Below are 17,623 nucleotides of genomic sequence, written 5' to 3'. Positions count from 1 at the left end.
TTCATTATTTCGCTTCTGCTACTTTTTCTTTTGCAGAACGTACTTGCTCGTCCGCATGATAAGAAGAACGTACAAGTGGGCCAGCTTCACAGTGGCTAAATCCTTTGCTAAGTGCAATTTCTTTTAGCTCTGCAAATTCTGCTGGTGGATAATATTTAATAACTGGTAAATGCTTCTTAGATGGTTGTAGGTATTGTCCAAGAGTTAAAATATCCACATTGTTTGCACGTAAGTCATCCATTGCTTCAATTAAATCTTCTCTCGTTTCACCTAAGCCCAGCATAATGCTCGATTTAGTTGGAATATCAGGCTGCATTTCTTTTGCTCGACGTAAAAACTCTAATGAACGGTCATATTTTGCTCTAGCGCGAACTCGGTTAGATAATCGACGTACTGTTTCAATGTTATGGTTCAAAATATCTGGTTTTGCATCCATTAACATTTTTAAGTTTTCTTCTACCCCACCCATATCAGATGGTAATACTTCGATAGACGTGAATGGATTTTCACGACGTACAGCGCGTACTGTTTCAGCAAAAACAGCTGCTCCGCCGTCCTTTAAATCATCACGTGCAACCGCTGTTATAACAACGTGCTTTAAGCCCATTTGTACTACAGAATCTGCTACGCGTTCTGGCTCTTGTAAATCAAGCTCAGTTGGTAAGCCTGTTTTAACCGCACAAAAACGACAAGCACGTGTACAAACCGCACCTAAGATCATAAATGTTGCTGTTTTCCTTACAGCCCAGCATTCATGAATATTCGGACATTTCGCCTCTTCACAAACTGTATGAAGATTCTTAGAACGCATCATTTTCTTTAAGCCTGTATAGTTTTCATTCGTGTTTAACTTAATTTTCAACCATTCGGGCTTGCGCTTATACTCTGTTTGTTTTGTCATGGTTATCAACTCCGCACAATATGAAATAGTTTACCGTGTTCGCTTCTTTCAATGTAACATATCTATTCTAACGTATGAAAGCGATTTGCTCAAATGAAGATTCTAAGATTTTTTCCAATCGTTCCCTATAATGAAATACTCCGTATATCCCACACTAAAAAGAGTGATGTTGTGAAAGGAGTCTATTTCATGCTTCGAAAAATTTCTCTTTTGCTTTCGATTTGCTTTCTTCTCCACCAAAACATCGCTTACGGTGAAGATAATCAGCAAAGCATATATGAAAAGCGCATGGCACTATATAAAGAAACTGAGCAATCTTCAGGTATTCCGTGGTATTACTTAGCTGCAATGGATCAATACGAAAGAAACATACGGAGCGTAAGAAAGGATATTCCGAAAAAAACCGATGCCATCATTTCCCTTTATTTCAAACCTGAAATATGGGCTGGACCTGTTAATAGTAATGATACTCTCCCCCATACAATTTCTCTATTTGGCGGAATGGGTTTAGATGGTGACAAAGATGGATTTGCAAATGCAAATAACGACCGTGATCTTCTGCATACAGCAGCAACTATTTTAAAGAAACAAGGAACGTCGGAAGACCGTATTAACATTATGCTTTGGGAATATTATAGACGTGCAAAAACAGTTGAATTAATTACAGAATACGCCCGAATTTATAAACATTATGGACGCATTAATTTAGAAGGTAATGCTTTCCCTCTCCCGATTCGCAGTGACCATAGCTATCGTAGTACTTTCGGTGCTGGTAGAAGCTTTGGCGGCAGGAGGATTCATGAAGGAACCGATATTTTTGCTGGATATGGCGTACCAGTACGATCAACCTGCTATGGCGTTATTGAAACAAAAGGATGGAATCGTCTTGGTGGATGGCGCATTGGTATTCGTGACCTTCATAATAATTACCACTATTACGCTCATTTAGGCGGGTTCTCTAAAGAAATACAGCTCGGACAAATTGTCGAACCAGGAAAAGTAATCGGATTTGTCGGTAGTACCGGCTACGGTCCTCCTGGTACAGCTGGAAAATTCCCGCCCCACTTACATTTCGGCATGTATAAAGACAATGGCTATACAGAATGGGCTTTCGATCCATACATGCATTTAAGCCTTTGGGAACGAAAAGAACGAGCAAATACAAAACGATAACCGTAGCAAATCGCTACGGTTATTTTTATAAATATAAATCAATAGAACACTACTGACTAATTATCCGTTTTCTTTTTATCTGGTACAACAACACCCCCGCTTCCGTAATAAGTAGGCACTTCACCTTGAACGATGCGCGTCGCAATCGGAATGTTTTGCTTCACTTTAATTTCTTTCGTGCGTAACGGAATCATAACTTGTAACGTCACTTCCACTTCCATAATAATTTTGATCGCTGTATTATTAATTCCTTGCGGCTCAACTAATTGTTTAATATCCGTATTCACATGACCAATTGGCGTAAAATTAATCGGAATATCTGGTCCTATATTACCAAGAAGCGCATTATCAGTTATGCGTCCAAAAGGAACTGACATAGATACCCCATTCTCTTCAAAAATACCAAGTGCTTTCGTATCCCCTTTTTCTACTTGTTGTAAATATTTTTCTATGTATGCAGTAGTCGATGTTAATATTTCATTTACTTGTTTTGTATTTAAATCAATTGTAGATACTTTCCCGTTCCTATCCGTTTGTACTTTCATTAATGAATCTACATCAAACCCTTCATTAATTCGGTCTTTTACCGCTTTCGTCATAACTGCTGTTGCCATTTTATGAGTCTCTGTTTCCCCATACTTAATTAACGTTGGCTGAATACTTTTATTTACAATCCATAAACCTTGAACTACCATTACGATAAAAATAATAAATGAAATAAGCAGTATATACCGAAAGGAAATCGGTCCCCTTCGAAACCGCGAATTTTTCGAACGAAATATGTCCATAAGAAAACCCTCCTTCTTATATTATTTCTATGCAAGAAAGAGGGACGATATATGCTTATCTCATTTTTAATAGTGCATCTTTTCCGATTGTGCCTACCGGAATACCTAAAGCTTCGGCTCCAGTCGTTACTGATTCCAGCGGTGCTTCAAGAAGTTGTTCAATCGTTCTTACACCAACCGCACGGCCAGCAATAATTCCTCGATCACCTAACTTCTCATTTAGAAGACCTACATCTAAAGCACCGCACATAATATATCCTTTATCGCTCATTACAGCTAGCAAATTTGTCTTTGGAAGTTTTACGCTAACAGCAATGAACGTATAGTTATCAATTATAATTGGCTCTACATTAACCATAGTTCACACTCCTCTCTTTCTTATCTTTATGACAAGAGAAAAATGAGTGTTACAAGTTAACTAGCCTATAGTTTGACTGAAGATGTATAAGTTATCAACATGTCTGTTAATACATCTCTAAGCAATTCCGGCATATAATATTGTTTGTCAGAAAGTGTGGATAGCTCTGGGTATAAGTATCCGAATGTAAACATATCAATCGTTCCTACCGTATATATCCGGTCTAATTCCAGCGATTCGCCGTTAATCAATACATCTTCTAGTAAAATTTTATTCCCTGGAATCGTATCTGGAATCACTTCCAAACCATCGTAAATCATTTTCCCCATTACTTTTCCACGAAATCCGAATCCTTTCACCTCAAGATTCTCCATATTCGGGCGGCGCGCTTTCAAAATAACTTCTCTTAACGTTTTCCCTGGTACTTTTAACAGACATGGATTAATGGGATGTGGACAAATCCGATGAATATCTCCGCGCGTCACAACACCTTCATTTAATCCCTCAAGAAGTACACCAGCATTCACCATCCCAACATCCGCATTACACCACTCTTTAAGTGCACTTGCCAACATATGAGAAAACGTCGTCTCCTTAAACCAATCAACCGGCAATGATTCTTTTAAATGAACGACAGGCTCAGCCATTATCTGTTTACTTTCTTCCTTTAGCATTTCAATTGTGGATAACGGCTCGCTATAAGCACCTAACCGTTCTGTCTTAATCGCTCTACCGTCTTTTTTCAACAGTCTCTTCGTCTCTTTATCCACAGTAAGCTGAACGTGACCAACGTAATGTCCCCACTTTTCACAACAGCAAAGCAAAGTATTATCCACAAGAACGCCACGCTCAAATAAATGATGCGTATGTGCCCCTAAAATAACATCTATATCATAATGCTCCGCCATATACTCATCCATATTTTTTCCAAGATGAGAAAGCACAACAGTAATATGAGCTGTATCCTTAACTTCTTCTAAAATAGACTCTAAATGGATGATTGGATCTTCAATATGCCAATCGAGCATATGATAAAACTCTGGATAAGCTACCGTTAATCCAATAAAGGCAATCGTAATCCCATCTGTCGTTGTATGTAATTTATAAGGCTGCGCCCACGCTGGACGTACACCTTCTTTTTCAAATAAGTTCGCTACGAGCACCTCAAAACCAGCATCATCATATAGACGATTCAAATGCTCTTTCGCCAATGTAATTCCTTCATTATTTCCGATCGTTACATAATCATATAACGCCTCATTTAATAATTTTGTATTCCCAAGTCCATTTGTCGCTTCCGAAATACTATGAAAACGATCCACATGATCGCCAATATCCACAGTTAAAACAGTCTCTCCCGCTTCCTGTCTTCGCCTTTTCTCCCCTTGTACAAACCGAGAAATTTGCGGCCAATTTTCAAAATGACTATGTATATCGTTTGTATGATAAAGGTGGATGATTGTTTCTTTATTTATATTCAGAGAAAAAACCTCCTCTCAGTTCCTTACTGCCATTTACGCTATACGTACGCAATAATCCTGTAAATACTTTTCGTCTTTTCTTGCTATTCTACATTGTACTCGCATTATAAGAAAAAGCCAAAGATTGCCCTTTTAATATGGAAAACTTTATTTTTTCTAATCTGTGGATTAGTTGGAGGAGGATTCTTTTTGTAGTCGGTGTTGGGGACCTATTTGTCAGGAAGTTTGTTGGACGGATTGGCGAAGAGCTTTTTGCTGCCTACTAGATGGAGTATTACCCTACACATATACCTTGTAACACGACATATGTCGTGTTACAATCTCATCATAAGGTGGTGAACCATAAAATGGATAAAGAGATATTAAAAGGAAGTATTGATATTTTACTTCTCTCCATCATTAAACAGCACGATACGTACGGCTATGAAATTATTCAAAGGCTAAAAGAAAACAGCAATGATCTATACACGATGAGCCAAGGTACACTCTATCCAGCACTCAAACGTTTGGAACAAAAGGATTTAATAAATTCATACTGGGGTGAATCTGAAACTGGTATGAAACGAAAATTTTATCGCATTACTACGAACGGAAAGAAAATTTTAGAAGAAAAACTAACAGCATGGGATTCAGTTACAACTCTTATTAAAACTTGTCAGAAAGGAGCTTTAAATTAATGACGATTGAAGAATACATAAAAAGTATTGTTCAAAAAACAAGCCTATCGCAATCTGATAGAGACGAACTATACTTTGAAATTTACGATCATCTTACAAGTTTAAAACAAGAATTTCTCGATCAAGGAAAATCTGAAGAAGAAGCTACTACATTAGCTATTCAAAACTTCGGAGAAGCCTCTACTTTAGGAACTGAAATTGAAAAAGCGATGCAATCTTCTACGCAAAAATATGTACAGTGGATTGGTTGGGGATTATTTTTACCGTATTCATTTGTTTTATTATTTAAACTGTTGCTCGGGAGGCCAGCTTTTTACTTTGGTAATCTGAAGTACTTCTTTGAAACAGGTGACTGGCATTCTATACACGGTGGGTTAATAAACTTAATTCCTTTCAGAAGTATAATCCGCTATTTAACTGAATTTGATTCTTATAATCTAGACATCGTACTTATGAATACATTAGGAAACGTCATCATATTTATCCCATTCGGATTCCTTCTACCTTTATTATTTAAACAAATAAACAATGTAAAAATGGCATCAAAAATTTTCATTAAGTTTATTTTATTAATTGAATCGTTACAACTCCTTACTTTTACTGGTGTTTTCGATATTGATGACATCATATTGAATATGTTAGGTGCTTTAATTGGATATGGTTCTTTCATTAGGATGAAACATATTTGGGAGCGTATTAAACCTGTGGATAAGGTGGATACGATTTAGATTCGGGGTATACGGCCTGTTCTTCCTGTCGTAATTTGTTAATAAATCGATATATTAAAAAATCGTTGATATATTTAGCTGAACACCAAGCCTAATCCAGACTAGCTTACACAACACAAAAAAGCACCCTGCTATGCAAGGCGCTTTCTTCATACATATATTATCCAGTTCCAGCGGCTAGAATGTTCGGTGGCTTCCACTTTAAATATTGTCCAGCTTCGCCTCCTAGCCCCTCATGTCTAAGAACCTTCCGCACCAGAAGATAAAAAGCATCTTCTGTGCGAAAGAACCTTAGCCAACGGGTCTGGACAGTCGGCTCCGCATTTCTATTTAACCAATAGAACCTTCCATCTCAAACTTGATTAGACGGTTCATTTCAACTGCGTATTCCATTGGAAGTTCGCGAGTGAATGGCTCGATGAAGCCCATTACGATCATTTCTGTAGCTTCTTGCTCAGAAATACCGCGGCTCATTAGGTAGAATAATTGTTCTTCTGATACTTTAGATACTTTCGCTTCGTGCTCAAGTGAAACGTAATCGTTTTTGATTTCGTTGTAAGGAATTGTATCAGATGTAGATTGGTTATCCATGATTAACGTATCACACTCGATGTTAGAGCGAGAGTTTTTCGCTTTTGGTCCGAATTGTACGATACCACGGTAAGTTACTTTACCACCATGCTTCGCAATCGATTTAGAAACGATTGTTGAAGACGTGTTTGGTGCTAAGTGAATCATTTTCGCACCAGCATCTTGGTGTTGGCCTTTACCAGCAATCGCGATAGATAATGTTAAACCACGAGCGCCTTCGCCTTTTAAGATAACTGCTGGGTATTTCATCGTTAATTTAGATCCGATGTTACCGTCAATCCATTCCATCGTTGCGTTTTCTTCACAAACCGCACGTTTTGTAACTAGGTTGTATACGTTGTTCGCCCAGTTTTGGATTGTTGTATAACGGCAATATGCATCTTTTTTAATGATGATTTCTACTACCGCACTATGAAGTGAGTTAGTCGTGTAAACAGGTGCTGTACAACCTTCTACGTAGTGTACGTGTGCGCCTTCGTCTACGATGATAAGCGTACGCTCGAATTGTCCCATATTTTCAGAGTTAATACGGAAATACGCTTGAAGTGGTGTATCAACTTTAATACCTTTTGGAACGTAGATGAATGATCCACCAGACCAAACTGCAGAGTTTAATGCAGAGAATTTGTTGTCTGTTGGTGGGATTACTTTTCCGAAATGCTCACGGAAAATATCTTCGTTCTCTTTTAATGCGCTATCTGTATCTTTGAAGACAACTCCTAGATCTTCTAGGTCTTCTTTCATGTTGTGGTATACAACTTCAGATTCGTACTGTGCAGATACACCAGCTAAATATTTTTGCTCAGCTTCAGGAATACCTAATTTATCAAATGTCGCTTTAATTTCCTCAGGTACTTCATCCCAAGACTTCTCAGATTTCTCAGATGGTTTTACGTAGTACGTAATTTCATCGAAATCTAAGTCGTTTAAGTCGCCGCCCCATTGTGGCATTGGCATTTCATAGAACTTATCCAGTGATTTTAAACGGAAGTCTAACATCCACTGTGGTTCTTCTTTCATACGTGAAATCTCTTCAACGATTTCTTTTGTTAAACCGCGTCCAGCACGGAAAATCGAAACGTCTTTATCCTTGAAACCATATTTATAATCGCCGATATCTGGCAGTTGCTTCGCCATGTTGGTGTGTCCCTCCTTATATAACCTCGTTTTTAGGAACCTTTAACATTACTTATCTTCGTCTAAGCCCTTTTCTAACGCTTTCCACGCTAATGTTGCACATTTAATACGTGCCGGGAACTTGCATACGCCTTGTAATGCTTCAATATCTCCTAAATCAATGCTGTCATCATACTCTTTTCCTAGCATCATGTCAGAGAAAATTTTAGAAAGCTTAAGAGCCTCTTCAATTTTCTTTCCTTTTACTGCTTGTGTCATCATTGAAGCTGAAGACATTGAAATTGAACATCCTTCGCCTTCAAACTTCGCTTCTTGTACAATACCCTCTTCTACTTTCATCGTAAGTTGAATACGATCGCCGCAAGTTGGATTGTTCAAGTTAACGGTAACACTATCTTCTAACACGCCATGGTTACGAGGATTTTTGTAATGATCCATAATAACTTGACGATATAACGTATCTAAATTATTAAATGACATTTGTGAAATACTCCTTTGTCTTGATTAGCGATTCAACAAATGTATCAATTTCTTCTTTTGTATTATATAAATAGAAGCTCGCACGTGCTGTAGAAGAAGCTTTCAGCCACTTCATAAGTGGTTGTGCACAGTGATGTCCTGCGCGAACCGCAATGCCTTCTACATCTAATACAGTTGCTACATCGTGAGGATGTACGTCATCAATATTAAATGTAACTAGACCAGCGCGATGCTTTGGACCATAAATTGTAACGCCCTCTACTTCTGATAGTCTCTCTAAAGCGTATTGCGCTAATTCATGTTCATGCTTTTCAATATTATGAAGACCGATTTCTTCTAGGAAATCAATTGCCGCACCAAGTCCGATTGCATTACCGATAATCGGTGTACCTGCTTCGAACTTCCACGGAAGCTCTTTCCAAGTAGACTCTTGTAAATCTACGAAATCAATCATTTCACCACCAAATTCAATTGGCTCCATATTGTTTAGCAATTCTTTCTTACCATATAATACGCCGACACCTGTTGGTCCGCACATCTTATGAGCAGATAATGCGTAGAAATCACAGTTTAAATCTTGTACATCCACTTTCATATGAGGTGCACTTTGTGCTCCATCAACGATCATGATTGCACCGTTTTCATGTGCGATTGCTCCGATTTCTTTTACAGGGTTAATCGTTCCAAGTACGTTAGAAACGTGCATGATAGAAACGATTTTTGTATTCGGTGTAACTGTTTGACGAACATCTTCTAAAGAAATTGTACCGTCTAGTTGAAGCGGAAGGTATTTTAAAGTTGCACCAGTTTTCTTCGCAACTTGTTGCCACGGAATGATGTTACTATGGTGCTCCATGTAAGAGATGACGATTTCATCGCCTTCTTTTACATTATCAAGACCATAGCTAGCTGCTACTGTATTTAATGCAGTTGTCGTTCCGCGCGTGAAAATAATCTCTTCCATTGATTTCGCATTAATAAACTTGCGAACTTTCTCACGTGCACCTTCATACGCGTCGGTAGCTTTCGTACCGAGCGTATGAACACCGCGATGCACGTTAGAATTATATTCTTTATAATAACGTTCTAACGTTTCAATGACTTGAATTGGTTTTTGAGAAGTTGCTGCACTATCGAAATAAACAAGTTGTTTGCCGTTCACTTTTTGATCAAGAATTGGAAACTGTTTGCGTATTTCATGAATATTCATTAGCGAACTTTCCTTTCAATTACCTCAACAAGCTGTGCCTTTACTCCTTCAATTGGAAGCTCATTTACTACAGGTGCTAAGAATCCATGGATGACTAAACGTTCTGCTTCGCGTTTTGGAATCCCACGGCTCATCAAGTAGTATAATTGGTATGGATCTACGCGGCCTACTGAAGCTGCGTGACCTGCCATTACATCATCTTCATCGATTAAAAGAATTGGGTTTGCATCACCGCGAGCTTTCTCATCTAACATAAGAACGCGAGAAGATTGTTGTGCATTTGATTTAGATGCACCGTGTTCAATCTTACCAATTCCGTTAAAGATAGATGTTGCACTATCTTTTTGTACACCGTGTTTTAAAATCCAACCTTCAGAGTGTTTACCGAAGTGAACAACTTTAGTTGTAAAGTTTTGTGTTTGGTTACCACGGCCAATTGTTACTGTTTTTGTATCAGCATATGATCCGTCGCCCATTAAGTTCGTAACGTTCTCTGAGATTGTATTTCCGTCATTCATAAGGCCTAGAGCCCAATCAATGCGGCCGTCGCGTCCAACAATTCCGCGGCGGTTAACGTAAGTTGTTACGTCTTTTGCTAATAGATCAACCGCACCGAATTTCACTTGTGCGCCTTGTTCCACGATTACTTCTGCTACGATATTTGCAATACCTTTAGCATTTTCATTTGCAACGTAGTTTTCTACATATGTTGCAGTACTGTTCGCATCAGCTACGAATAATACGTGGTTATATACGTTAGCTTCTTCGCCGTCTACTAAGAATACAGCTTGAAGTGGAGTTTCAAGAACAACGTTTTTCGGAACATATACGAATGCACCGCCGTTGATTAATGCAGCATGAAGTGCGGTTAGACGATGCTCGTCTACTTTCACGCCGTCTTTCATTAAGTACTTTTGTACTAGTTCAGCATGCTCTGTTGCAGCTGTTACGATGTCTGTAAAAATAACACCTTTTTCTTTTGCTTCGTCTGCTAAAGAAACGAACGCAGTTGTACCAGCACGTTGTACTAATACGCTGTTATTTTCATCGATTAAGTTTTTCACTGCTTCTGGAAGCTCTGTTAAAGAACTTACAGGCTCTTGCTTAGCAGCGTCGCCTTTTCCGATAAAGTCCCATTTTTCAATTTTCGTTTTATCAGGCGTTGGCATTGGAAGTTCAGTTGCTTGTGCAAGAGCTTGTAAGCGGAACTCAGTCAACCAAGCAGCTTCGTTTACTTCGCTTGCGCGCTGACGGATTGTTTCTTGATCGAAAGGTAATGTACCGATTGTCATGTTTATGCTCCTCTCTTACGCTTCTTGCTCTGCTGTTTCGTCTTCAATACCTAATTCTTTTTTAATCCAGTCGTAACCTTCAGCTTCTAGACGTTGTGCAAGCTCAGGGCCACCAGATTTAACGATACGACCGTTCATCATAACGTGAACGAAGTCTGGAGTGATGTAGTTTAATAAACGTTGGTAATGCGTAATCATTAGGCAACCGAACTCTTCGCCGCGCATTTGGTTAATACCTTTAGATACAACTTTTAATGCATCGATATCAAGACCTGAGTCGATTTCATCTAAGATTGCGATTTTTGGCTCAATCATCATTAATTGAAGAATTTCGTTACGTTTTTTCTCTCCACCAGAGAAACCTTCGTTTAAGTAACGTTGTGCCATTTCTGGATCCATTTCTAGGAATTCCATGTTTTTATCTAATGTACGGATAAATTTCATAAGAGAAATTTCTTCGCCTTCTTCACGACGTGCATTAATTGCAGAACGTAAGAAGTCAGCGTTTGTTACTCCGCTAATTTCACTTGGATATTGCATTGCTAAAAATAGACCTGCTAGTGCGCGCTCGTCTACTTCCATTTCTAATACATCTTCACCGTCGATGATGATGCTACCTTCTGTTACTTCATACTTTGGGTGACCCATAATCGCAGAAGATAAAGTTGATTTACCTGTTCCGTTAGGTCCCATAATTGCGTGGATTTCTCCACCTTTTACTTCAAGGTTTACACCTTTTAAAATTTCTTTACCGTCGATTGATACGTGTAAGTCTTTAACCGTTAATGTAGAACCAGCCATCTCAATACCTCCATTAATCCTCTATATACATTTTAAAAATTACTAAAACGTTCATATTCTCATTTTATTCTCATTCTAATCTTATAGCAAATAAAATGATATCGCAAACGACGAAAAAAAGTAACAATTTTTTCACAAATGTATATAAGTATTTCCCTTGCATCCTTATATGATACACTTTTCTTCTTATATATATAAAGAAAAAAGGACTGGGAATTTCCCAATCCTTTCCTGCACTTATTCATTTACTGGAAGTACAGCACCTTTATATTCTTTATTGATAAAGTCTTGAATTTCTTTTGAATGCAATACATCTACTAACTCTTTAATTTCTTTTTTCTTCTCGTCACCTTTACGAACTGCGATAATATTTGCATAAGGAGAGTCTGATCCTTCAATTGCAATTGCATCCTTTGTTGGATTTAATTTCGCATCAATTGCGTAGTTTGAATTAATAAATAAAGCATCACCTTCATTGTTTTCGTACAGCTTCGGTGAAAGTCCAGGTTCTACATCTGTTTTAAACTTTAAATTTTTCGGATTTTCTACAACATCTTTTACTGTCGCTTTAACAACATCTACACCGTCTTTTAATTTAATAGCGCCGCCTTTTTGTAACAATGCGAGCATACGGCCACGCTCCGCTACGTTATTACTCATAATAACTGTTCCGCCATCTGGAAGTTCTTTTAAACTTTTATATTTCTTAGAATAAATGCCCATTGGCTCTAAATGGATTTTTCCTGCGTTTACAATTTTATATCCCTTTTCTTGAATTTCTTTATCTAAGTAAGGAATGTGCTGGAAGTAGTTCGCATCAATTTCTTTATCCGCTAACGCTTTATTCGGCAGAACATAATCCTGGAACTTTTTAATCTCTAATTTAATACCCTTTTTCTCTAATATCGGCTGTGCCTTTTCTAAAATAACAGCGTGCGGTATATTAGAAGCGCCAACGACAAGCTTATTCTCATCTTTCCCCCCGCAAGCAGCTAATGTAAATACAGACAGTGCTGTAACAACTGACAATAGAATCTTTTTCATATGATGTCCCCTTCTCCCCTATAGTTATGTAGTAAAAAAAGGACCGGCATACACCAGCCCTTTTTCCGCAATTATTCTTTTACAGGAACAACTGTCCCTTTATATTCTTTAGTAATAAAGTCTTCAATTTCTTTAGAATGCAGTACTTCTATAAGAGCTTTAATCTCTTTTTTATCTTTATCGCCTTTACGAACAGCTACTACGTTTGCGTATGGAGAATCATTTCCTTCAATTGCAATCGCGTCTTTTTCTGGGTTTAATTTCGCATCAATTGCATAGTTAGAATTAATTAGAACAGCGTCGCCTTCTTTATTGTTATACACTTGTGGCAATAGACCCGGCTCGATATCTGTTTTGAACTTTAAGTTTTTCGGATTATCCGCAATATCTTTTGGAGTTGCTTTAACTGGCTCTACTCCGTCTTTAATTTTTAAAATGCCTTCTTTTTGTAAAATTGCTAAACCACGACCATGATCAGTAACAGAATTACTCATAATAATTGTCGCCCCGTTTGGAAGTTCTTTTAAGCTCTTATATTTTTGAGAATACACACCAATCGGTTCTAAATGGATTTTTCCTGCTATTTCAAAATCATATTTTTTATCTTTAATTTCCTTTTCTAAATACGGAATGTGCTGGAAGTAGTTCGCATCTAATTCTTTATCTGCTAACGATTTATTCGGTAACACGTAGTCTTGGAATTTTTTAATTTCTAACTCAATTCCTTTTTTCTCAAGTAATGGCTTTGCCTTTTCTAAAATTTCAGCGTGCGGTACGTTAGACGCACCAACAACAAGTTTCTTTTCATCTTTATCTTTCCCGCCACAAGCAGCTAACCCAAAAATTGAAGTTGAAATAAGTGCTGTAAGTAATAATTTTTTCATTTGAAATATCCCCCTGTTTTCATTATCTTTTATCTATTCGAGTCGTTAAACTATCACCAATCCACTGAATTAAAAATACAACGAGTAATACACAAATTGTCGCAACGATTGTTACATCGTTATTTCCACGCTGGAATCCCTCTAAGTAAGCAAGTGTTCCAAGACCACCAGCACCAACAACACCTGCCATTGCTGTATAGCCTACTAAAGCAATTGTCGTTACCGTAATACCAGATACTAAAGCTGGTAACGATTCTGGAATTAACACTTTCAAAATGATTGTGCTTGTTTTTGCTCCCATTGCTTTTGAAGCTTCAATTACACCTTTATCAATTTCACGAAGCGCGATTTCAACCATTCTCGCGTAAAATGGTGCCGCTCCAATAATTAAAGCTGGCAGCGCTGCACTCGCTCCGAGTATTGTTCCAAGAAGAATCTTTGTGAACGGGATTAATAAAATAATTAAAATGATGAACGGTATAGAACGGAAAATGTTTACGAACGCTCCAATCACCGTATTAATCGCTTTATTTTCCCATAAATTATCTTTCGCTGTCATAAAGAGTAATAATCCTAAAATAAGTCCTAAAACAAATGTGGCAAGCGCTGCGATTGCCGTCATATATAACGTTTCACCAGTTGCTTCTAACATTTGATTCCAATCAATATTTGCGATTAACTTATCCATGTGCAATCACCTCCAGCTCTACTTGATCTTGATGAATCCCTTCTATTGCTTGCTGGATCGCTGTTTCTTCACCATTTAAATGAACGACTAAACTTCCGTAAGAGCCGTTATTCGTTTGCGCAATATTTCCTTGCAAAATGCTAACTTCTATATCACCGCGCTGCATTAACCTTTGAAGTACCGGTCTTTCTACCGCCTCACCGACAAACTGCAAACGAATTACTTTTCCATCTGGATACTTTTCTATTAAACTTTCAATCGTTTCATTCGTATCTTCAGAATCAGTTAACTGCTGTACAAATCGTTTTGTAATGTCTTGCTGTGGATTACGGAATACGTCAAGTACTGGACCCGTTTCTACGATCTTCCCTTTCTCCATTACAGCAACTCGATTACAAATTTTGCGAATAACGTGCATCTCATGCGTAATCAATACAATTGTTAAGCCGAGACGCTTATTAATATCTAACAATAAATCTAAAATTTGATCTGTCGTTTCCGGATCAAGAGCTGACGTTGCTTCATCACATAAAAGTACTTGTGGATTATTTGCTAACGCTCTTGCAATCCCGACGCGCTGCTTTTGTCCACCACTTAGCTGAGATGGGTAAGCGTCTCCTCTTCCTTCTAATCCAACAAGATGAATTAACTCATCGACACGTTTTCTTCTCTCCACCTTATCGACACCTGCAATTTCAAGTGGGAATGCGATATTTTCACGCACAGTTCGTGACCAAAGTAAGTTGAAATGCTGAAAAATCATTCCGATTTCTTGTCTTGCCTTACGAAGTTCACTTCCTGTAATTGCTGAAATCACACGATTTGCGATTGTAATTTGACCAGACGTTGGTTTCTCTAACTGATTAAACAATCTAATTAAAGAACTTTTCCCAGCGCCACTATATCCGATAACACCAAATATTTCGCCTTTCTCTATTTGTAAGTTGGCGTTATCTACAGCAGTGACATCACCGCTTTTTGCCTTATATATTTTCTTTACATTTTCTAATAAAATCATGATGTTCACCCCTTTTTTAAATAAAAAGCGCAAGCGGCTCGCTTAGAACAAGAGGGCGTTGGAATCCCAGACGTAGAGGCGCTTTTTGCCTCATAGGAAGGGATGAAACGACCGACTGTTCTAGCCGCTGGAGCTAGATTTAGTAAAAAGCGCAAGCGGCTCGTTTAGAATGTGAAGCGAAGCCATCGAACATTCTAGCCGCTGGAGCTGGATTTCATAAAAACTTTGGATAGACTCCGCAATTTTTTTATTTTTCATGCATGTAGTCCATCGTTATAGCTCCTCTTATTATTTGAATGTCCTCCGCATTTAAACGACAAAAAACCTTTCCGCTTCTAGAGAAGCAGAAAGGTTTATATGCGTATATAACAACATTATCCCTCTCTCTCATCTCTCAAAGCATTTGCTTTGCAGGAATTGGCACCATTTCAACATAAGTTGACGGTTGCCGGGCTTCACAGGGCACAGTCCCTCCACCTCTCTTAATAAGAGAAATCAGATTAAATTTTCGTCTGATTTAAAATTTATGAAATTGTCTATATTTTATGAATTGAATTGTATCAATATCCACACGCTCTGTCAACAGAAATTTTCGCAAAAAAAGAAACTTCAGAATTTTAAGCTCCGACTGACATCGGTTTACATATATGAAACATCGATTCAACTAATAACATCGTTCGATACGTTCCAGAATATTGTACCCGTCCATCACTCATTAACTTTTGCAACCTCATATTTCCAGTCACTAATTTTTGTACATCCTCTTCCTCTAAACAAACGATTTGTTCCGTTCCTCTCGCCTCTTTCAAAAGTTCTATATAATCTCTTGAAATTTGTAACGAACAGCATTCATCTCCAAAACGAAAATTAACAGTTCTTTCTCCTTGCCTTAAAAGCGGTTCTAAATGATATTGACCATTAGCGTAATTTACAAATGATTGAAGCAAAGAATATAATTTCATCCTAAACCACATCCCTCATATCACTTTCTATTACATACCATTCCCTCTTATTAAAGGGCAATCCTGTTATTTTCGCTCGACAAATACTGTATCTATCACGCATGTCGACATATTTCCCAAGAAATATGTCGAGGCGGCAAAAACTTTGCCGCCTACTTTAATTCCGTATATAAATATTCAACCGAATGAAATGCATATATTTTCTTCATCAGTGTCCCATTTTCAAAAATAAGTAAACACGGTACACTTTCTATCCCATACTCTTTCGCTAAATGCGGGGCATAATTTAAATCTAACATTCCAATTTTCAAATCTTCAATCGTCATCTCAACGACCGTTAACATCTTCTTTGCCAATTGGCATGTTCCACACATTGGTGTATACACATATAACACTGTTTTTTCTTCATTTCCTATTAGGGCTGTAGCTTCGGCACCTGTCCAATCAATCACTTCTATCATTCCTTACCGTAAATATTCTGTATAAACGTCAATGTCTGCTCCCCATAATACATTTGCTAAATGTGAAGAAGGTGCAGTCGCCACCTCGCGATACGAGCGATCAATATAAATATGCTCTGCTTGCGGAAATTCTTTTCGGAATTGTTTCCTTAACTTTTCTCCTGCATCATCAGCATCCACTAGCACATATACGTCCTTATCAAAAAATTGATCAATGAGCTCATCCATTTTCGACAAACCAATTGTACCATTTGTACAAACAATTTCCACTGGTTCACGAATAATAGATTCAATCTTTCTTCTATCCGATTTACCTTCTACAATAATGACTTTTTCCACATAAATCATATGTCATCACCCGATCACCATATACTATACAACCTTTAACTTAGTATATAGTATATTCGTTATTTTCATGTTGTTTCCTGTTTATTTTTGCAAAAGAAAAGCAGAAGCGGCTCGTTCAGAACAGGAGGGCATTGGAACTCCTGAACTAGAGGCGCTCTTTGCCTCAAGTGAAGGAGTGAAATGACCGACTGTTCTAGCCGCTGGAGCTGGATCACAAAGAAAAGCGCAAGCGGCTTGCTCAGATTGTGAGGGGGATGGAGCTTCTGACGTAAAGGCGCTTTTTGCCTTGTAGGAAGAAGCGAAGCCACCGAACAATCTAGCCGCTGGAGGTGGATCACAAAGAAAAGCGCAAGCGGCTCTCTCAGATTGTGAGGGGGATGGAGCTTCTGACGTAAAGGCGCTTTTTGCCTCGCAGGAAGACGTGAAGCCCCCTCACAATCTAGCCGCTGGAGCTGGATCATAATGAAAAGCGCAAGCGGCTCCCTCAGCATGAAGCCTCCATGAAAAAGGTTTTTCAAAAACGTTCTCCTACATAATAATTAATATCTATGTTTTTAAATTCATTATGTACACAACATAAAAAAGGACAGCACAAAGGCTG

Annotated in this window: 19 protein-coding genes and 1 riboswitch; of the genes, 3 read left to right on the top strand and 16 right to left on the bottom strand. The window is 38.1% G+C overall.

The genetic code is table 11. The features are described 5' to 3' along the window. Positions 1-4: 4 nt before the first annotated feature. Complete coding sequence (gene lipA / locus JFU18_RS18210; RefSeq protein WP_002015922.1) at positions 5-901, bottom strand: lipoyl synthase; 897 nt, start codon at positions 899-901, stop codon at positions 5-7. A gap of 189 nt (positions 902-1,090) precedes the next feature. On the opposite strand from lipA, the gene JFU18_RS18205 reads away from it, so the two are divergent. Further along, positions 1,091-2,074, top strand: a complete 984-nt coding sequence (locus JFU18_RS18205) for a M23 family metallopeptidase (RefSeq protein ID WP_078185109.1) — start codon at positions 1,091-1,093, stop codon at positions 2,072-2,074. Positions 2,075-2,130: 56 nt separating this feature from the next. Here the strand turns inward: JFU18_RS18205 and yunB are convergent, their stop codons facing one another. The 3 genes from yunB to JFU18_RS18190 form a co-directional block, all read right to left on the bottom strand. Further along, the gene (gene yunB, locus JFU18_RS18200; RefSeq protein WP_201034457.1) at positions 2,131-2,862 is read right to left on the bottom strand and encodes a sporulation protein YunB; all 732 of its coding nucleotides are present in this window, start codon (positions 2,860-2,862) and stop codon (positions 2,131-2,133) included. Between the two features lie 55 nt (positions 2,863-2,917). Then, positions 2,918-3,220 carry a YunC family protein gene (locus JFU18_RS18195; RefSeq protein WP_002015926.1) on the bottom strand — a complete coding sequence of 101 codons (303 nt, stop codon included), beginning with the start codon at positions 3,218-3,220 and terminating at the stop codon, positions 2,918-2,920. 65 nt (positions 3,221-3,285) lie between these two features. Beyond that, complete coding sequence (locus JFU18_RS18190) at positions 3,286-4,677, bottom strand: bifunctional metallophosphatase/5'-nucleotidase (protein WP_201034620.1); 1,392 nt, start codon at positions 4,675-4,677, stop codon at positions 3,286-3,288. Positions 4,678-5,048: 371 nt separating this feature from the next. On the opposite strand from JFU18_RS18190, the gene JFU18_RS18185 reads away from it, so the two are divergent. Together JFU18_RS18185 and JFU18_RS18180 are read left to right on the top strand one after the other, a co-directional pair. Next, positions 5,049-5,378: a PadR family transcriptional regulator gene (locus JFU18_RS18185; RefSeq protein WP_016121000.1), complete on the top strand. Its 330-nt coding sequence runs from the start codon at positions 5,049-5,051 to the stop codon at positions 5,376-5,378. After that, positions 5,378-6,106: a VanZ family protein gene (locus JFU18_RS18180; protein ID WP_201034458.1), complete on the top strand. Its 729-nt coding sequence runs from the start codon at positions 5,378-5,380 to the stop codon at positions 6,104-6,106. The genes JFU18_RS18185 and JFU18_RS18180 overlap by 1 nt, the downstream gene beginning before the upstream one ends. A gap of 330 nt (positions 6,107-6,436) precedes the next feature. On the opposite strand, the gene sufB is transcribed toward JFU18_RS18180, so the two are convergent. From sufB to JFU18_RS18120, 12 genes are all read right to left on the bottom strand, one after another. Then, complete coding sequence (sufB, locus tag JFU18_RS18175; RefSeq protein WP_002015928.1) at positions 6,437-7,834, bottom strand: Fe-S cluster assembly protein SufB; 1,398 nt, start codon at positions 7,832-7,834, stop codon at positions 6,437-6,439. Between the two features lie 48 nt (positions 7,835-7,882). Next, on the bottom strand, positions 7,883-8,314 hold the full coding sequence (sufU, locus tag JFU18_RS18170; RefSeq protein ID WP_201034459.1) for a Fe-S cluster assembly sulfur transfer protein SufU: 432 nt from the start codon (positions 8,312-8,314) through the stop codon (positions 7,883-7,885). Then, entirely contained in the window at positions 8,304-9,524 is a 1,221-nt protein-coding gene (gene sufS, locus JFU18_RS18165) for a cysteine desulfurase SufS (RefSeq protein ID WP_201034460.1), read from the bottom strand. Before sufS ends, sufU begins: the two co-directional genes overlap by 11 nt. After that, a complete protein-coding gene (sufD, locus tag JFU18_RS18160) occupies positions 9,524-10,816 on the bottom strand; it encodes a Fe-S cluster assembly protein SufD (RefSeq protein ID WP_088291925.1) in 1,293 nt (430 codons plus the stop codon). The genes sufS and sufD overlap by 1 nt, the downstream gene beginning before the upstream one ends. 15 nt (positions 10,817-10,831) lie before the next feature. Next, on the bottom strand, positions 10,832-11,617 hold the full coding sequence (gene sufC / locus JFU18_RS18155; protein WP_002015933.1) for a Fe-S cluster assembly ATPase SufC: 786 nt from the start codon (positions 11,615-11,617) through the stop codon (positions 10,832-10,834). A gap of 237 nt (positions 11,618-11,854) precedes the next feature. After that, positions 11,855-12,661: a methionine ABC transporter substrate-binding lipoprotein MetQ gene (gene metQ / locus JFU18_RS18150; protein WP_003192184.1), complete on the bottom strand. Its 807-nt coding sequence runs from the start codon at positions 12,659-12,661 to the stop codon at positions 11,855-11,857. A 71-nt stretch (positions 12,662-12,732) separates the two neighbouring features. Beyond that, positions 12,733-13,545: a methionine ABC transporter substrate-binding lipoprotein MetQ gene (gene metQ, locus JFU18_RS18145; protein WP_201034461.1), complete on the bottom strand. Its 813-nt coding sequence runs from the start codon at positions 13,543-13,545 to the stop codon at positions 12,733-12,735. A 22-nt stretch (positions 13,546-13,567) separates the two neighbouring features. Continuing rightward, the gene (locus JFU18_RS18140) at positions 13,568-14,233 is read right to left on the bottom strand and encodes a methionine ABC transporter permease (RefSeq protein ID WP_002129754.1); all 666 of its coding nucleotides are present in this window, start codon (positions 14,231-14,233) and stop codon (positions 13,568-13,570) included. After that, positions 14,226-15,251, bottom strand: a complete 1,026-nt coding sequence (locus JFU18_RS18135; protein ID WP_201034462.1) for a methionine ABC transporter ATP-binding protein — start codon at positions 15,249-15,251, stop codon at positions 14,226-14,228. The genes JFU18_RS18140 and JFU18_RS18135 overlap by 8 nt, the downstream gene beginning before the upstream one ends. Positions 15,252-15,635: 384 nt before the next feature. Then, positions 15,636-15,743: riboswitch (SAM riboswitch) on the bottom strand. Between the two features lie 125 nt (positions 15,744-15,868). Beyond that, positions 15,869-16,213 (bottom strand): hypothetical protein, encoded by a 345-nt coding sequence (locus JFU18_RS18130; protein WP_002015939.1) that lies wholly within the window; start codon positions 16,211-16,213, stop codon positions 15,869-15,871. 152 nt (positions 16,214-16,365) lie between these two features. After that, complete coding sequence (locus tag JFU18_RS18125) at positions 16,366-16,674, bottom strand: thioredoxin family protein (protein WP_002015940.1); 309 nt, start codon at positions 16,672-16,674, stop codon at positions 16,366-16,368. A gap of 3 nt (positions 16,675-16,677) precedes the next feature. After that, the gene (locus tag JFU18_RS18120) at positions 16,678-17,022 is read right to left on the bottom strand and encodes a toprim domain-containing protein (RefSeq protein WP_000640865.1); all 345 of its coding nucleotides are present in this window, start codon (positions 17,020-17,022) and stop codon (positions 16,678-16,680) included. Positions 17,023-17,623 lie beyond the last annotated feature (601 nt).

Origin of the sequence: Bacillus sp. TH22 (genome assembly GCF_016651015.1) — a bacterium.
GTDB classification, from domain to species: domain Bacteria; phylum Bacillota; class Bacilli; order Bacillales; family Bacillaceae_G; genus Bacillus_A; species Bacillus_A mycoides.
This window is presented reverse-complemented; position numbering and strand designations above follow the sequence as displayed.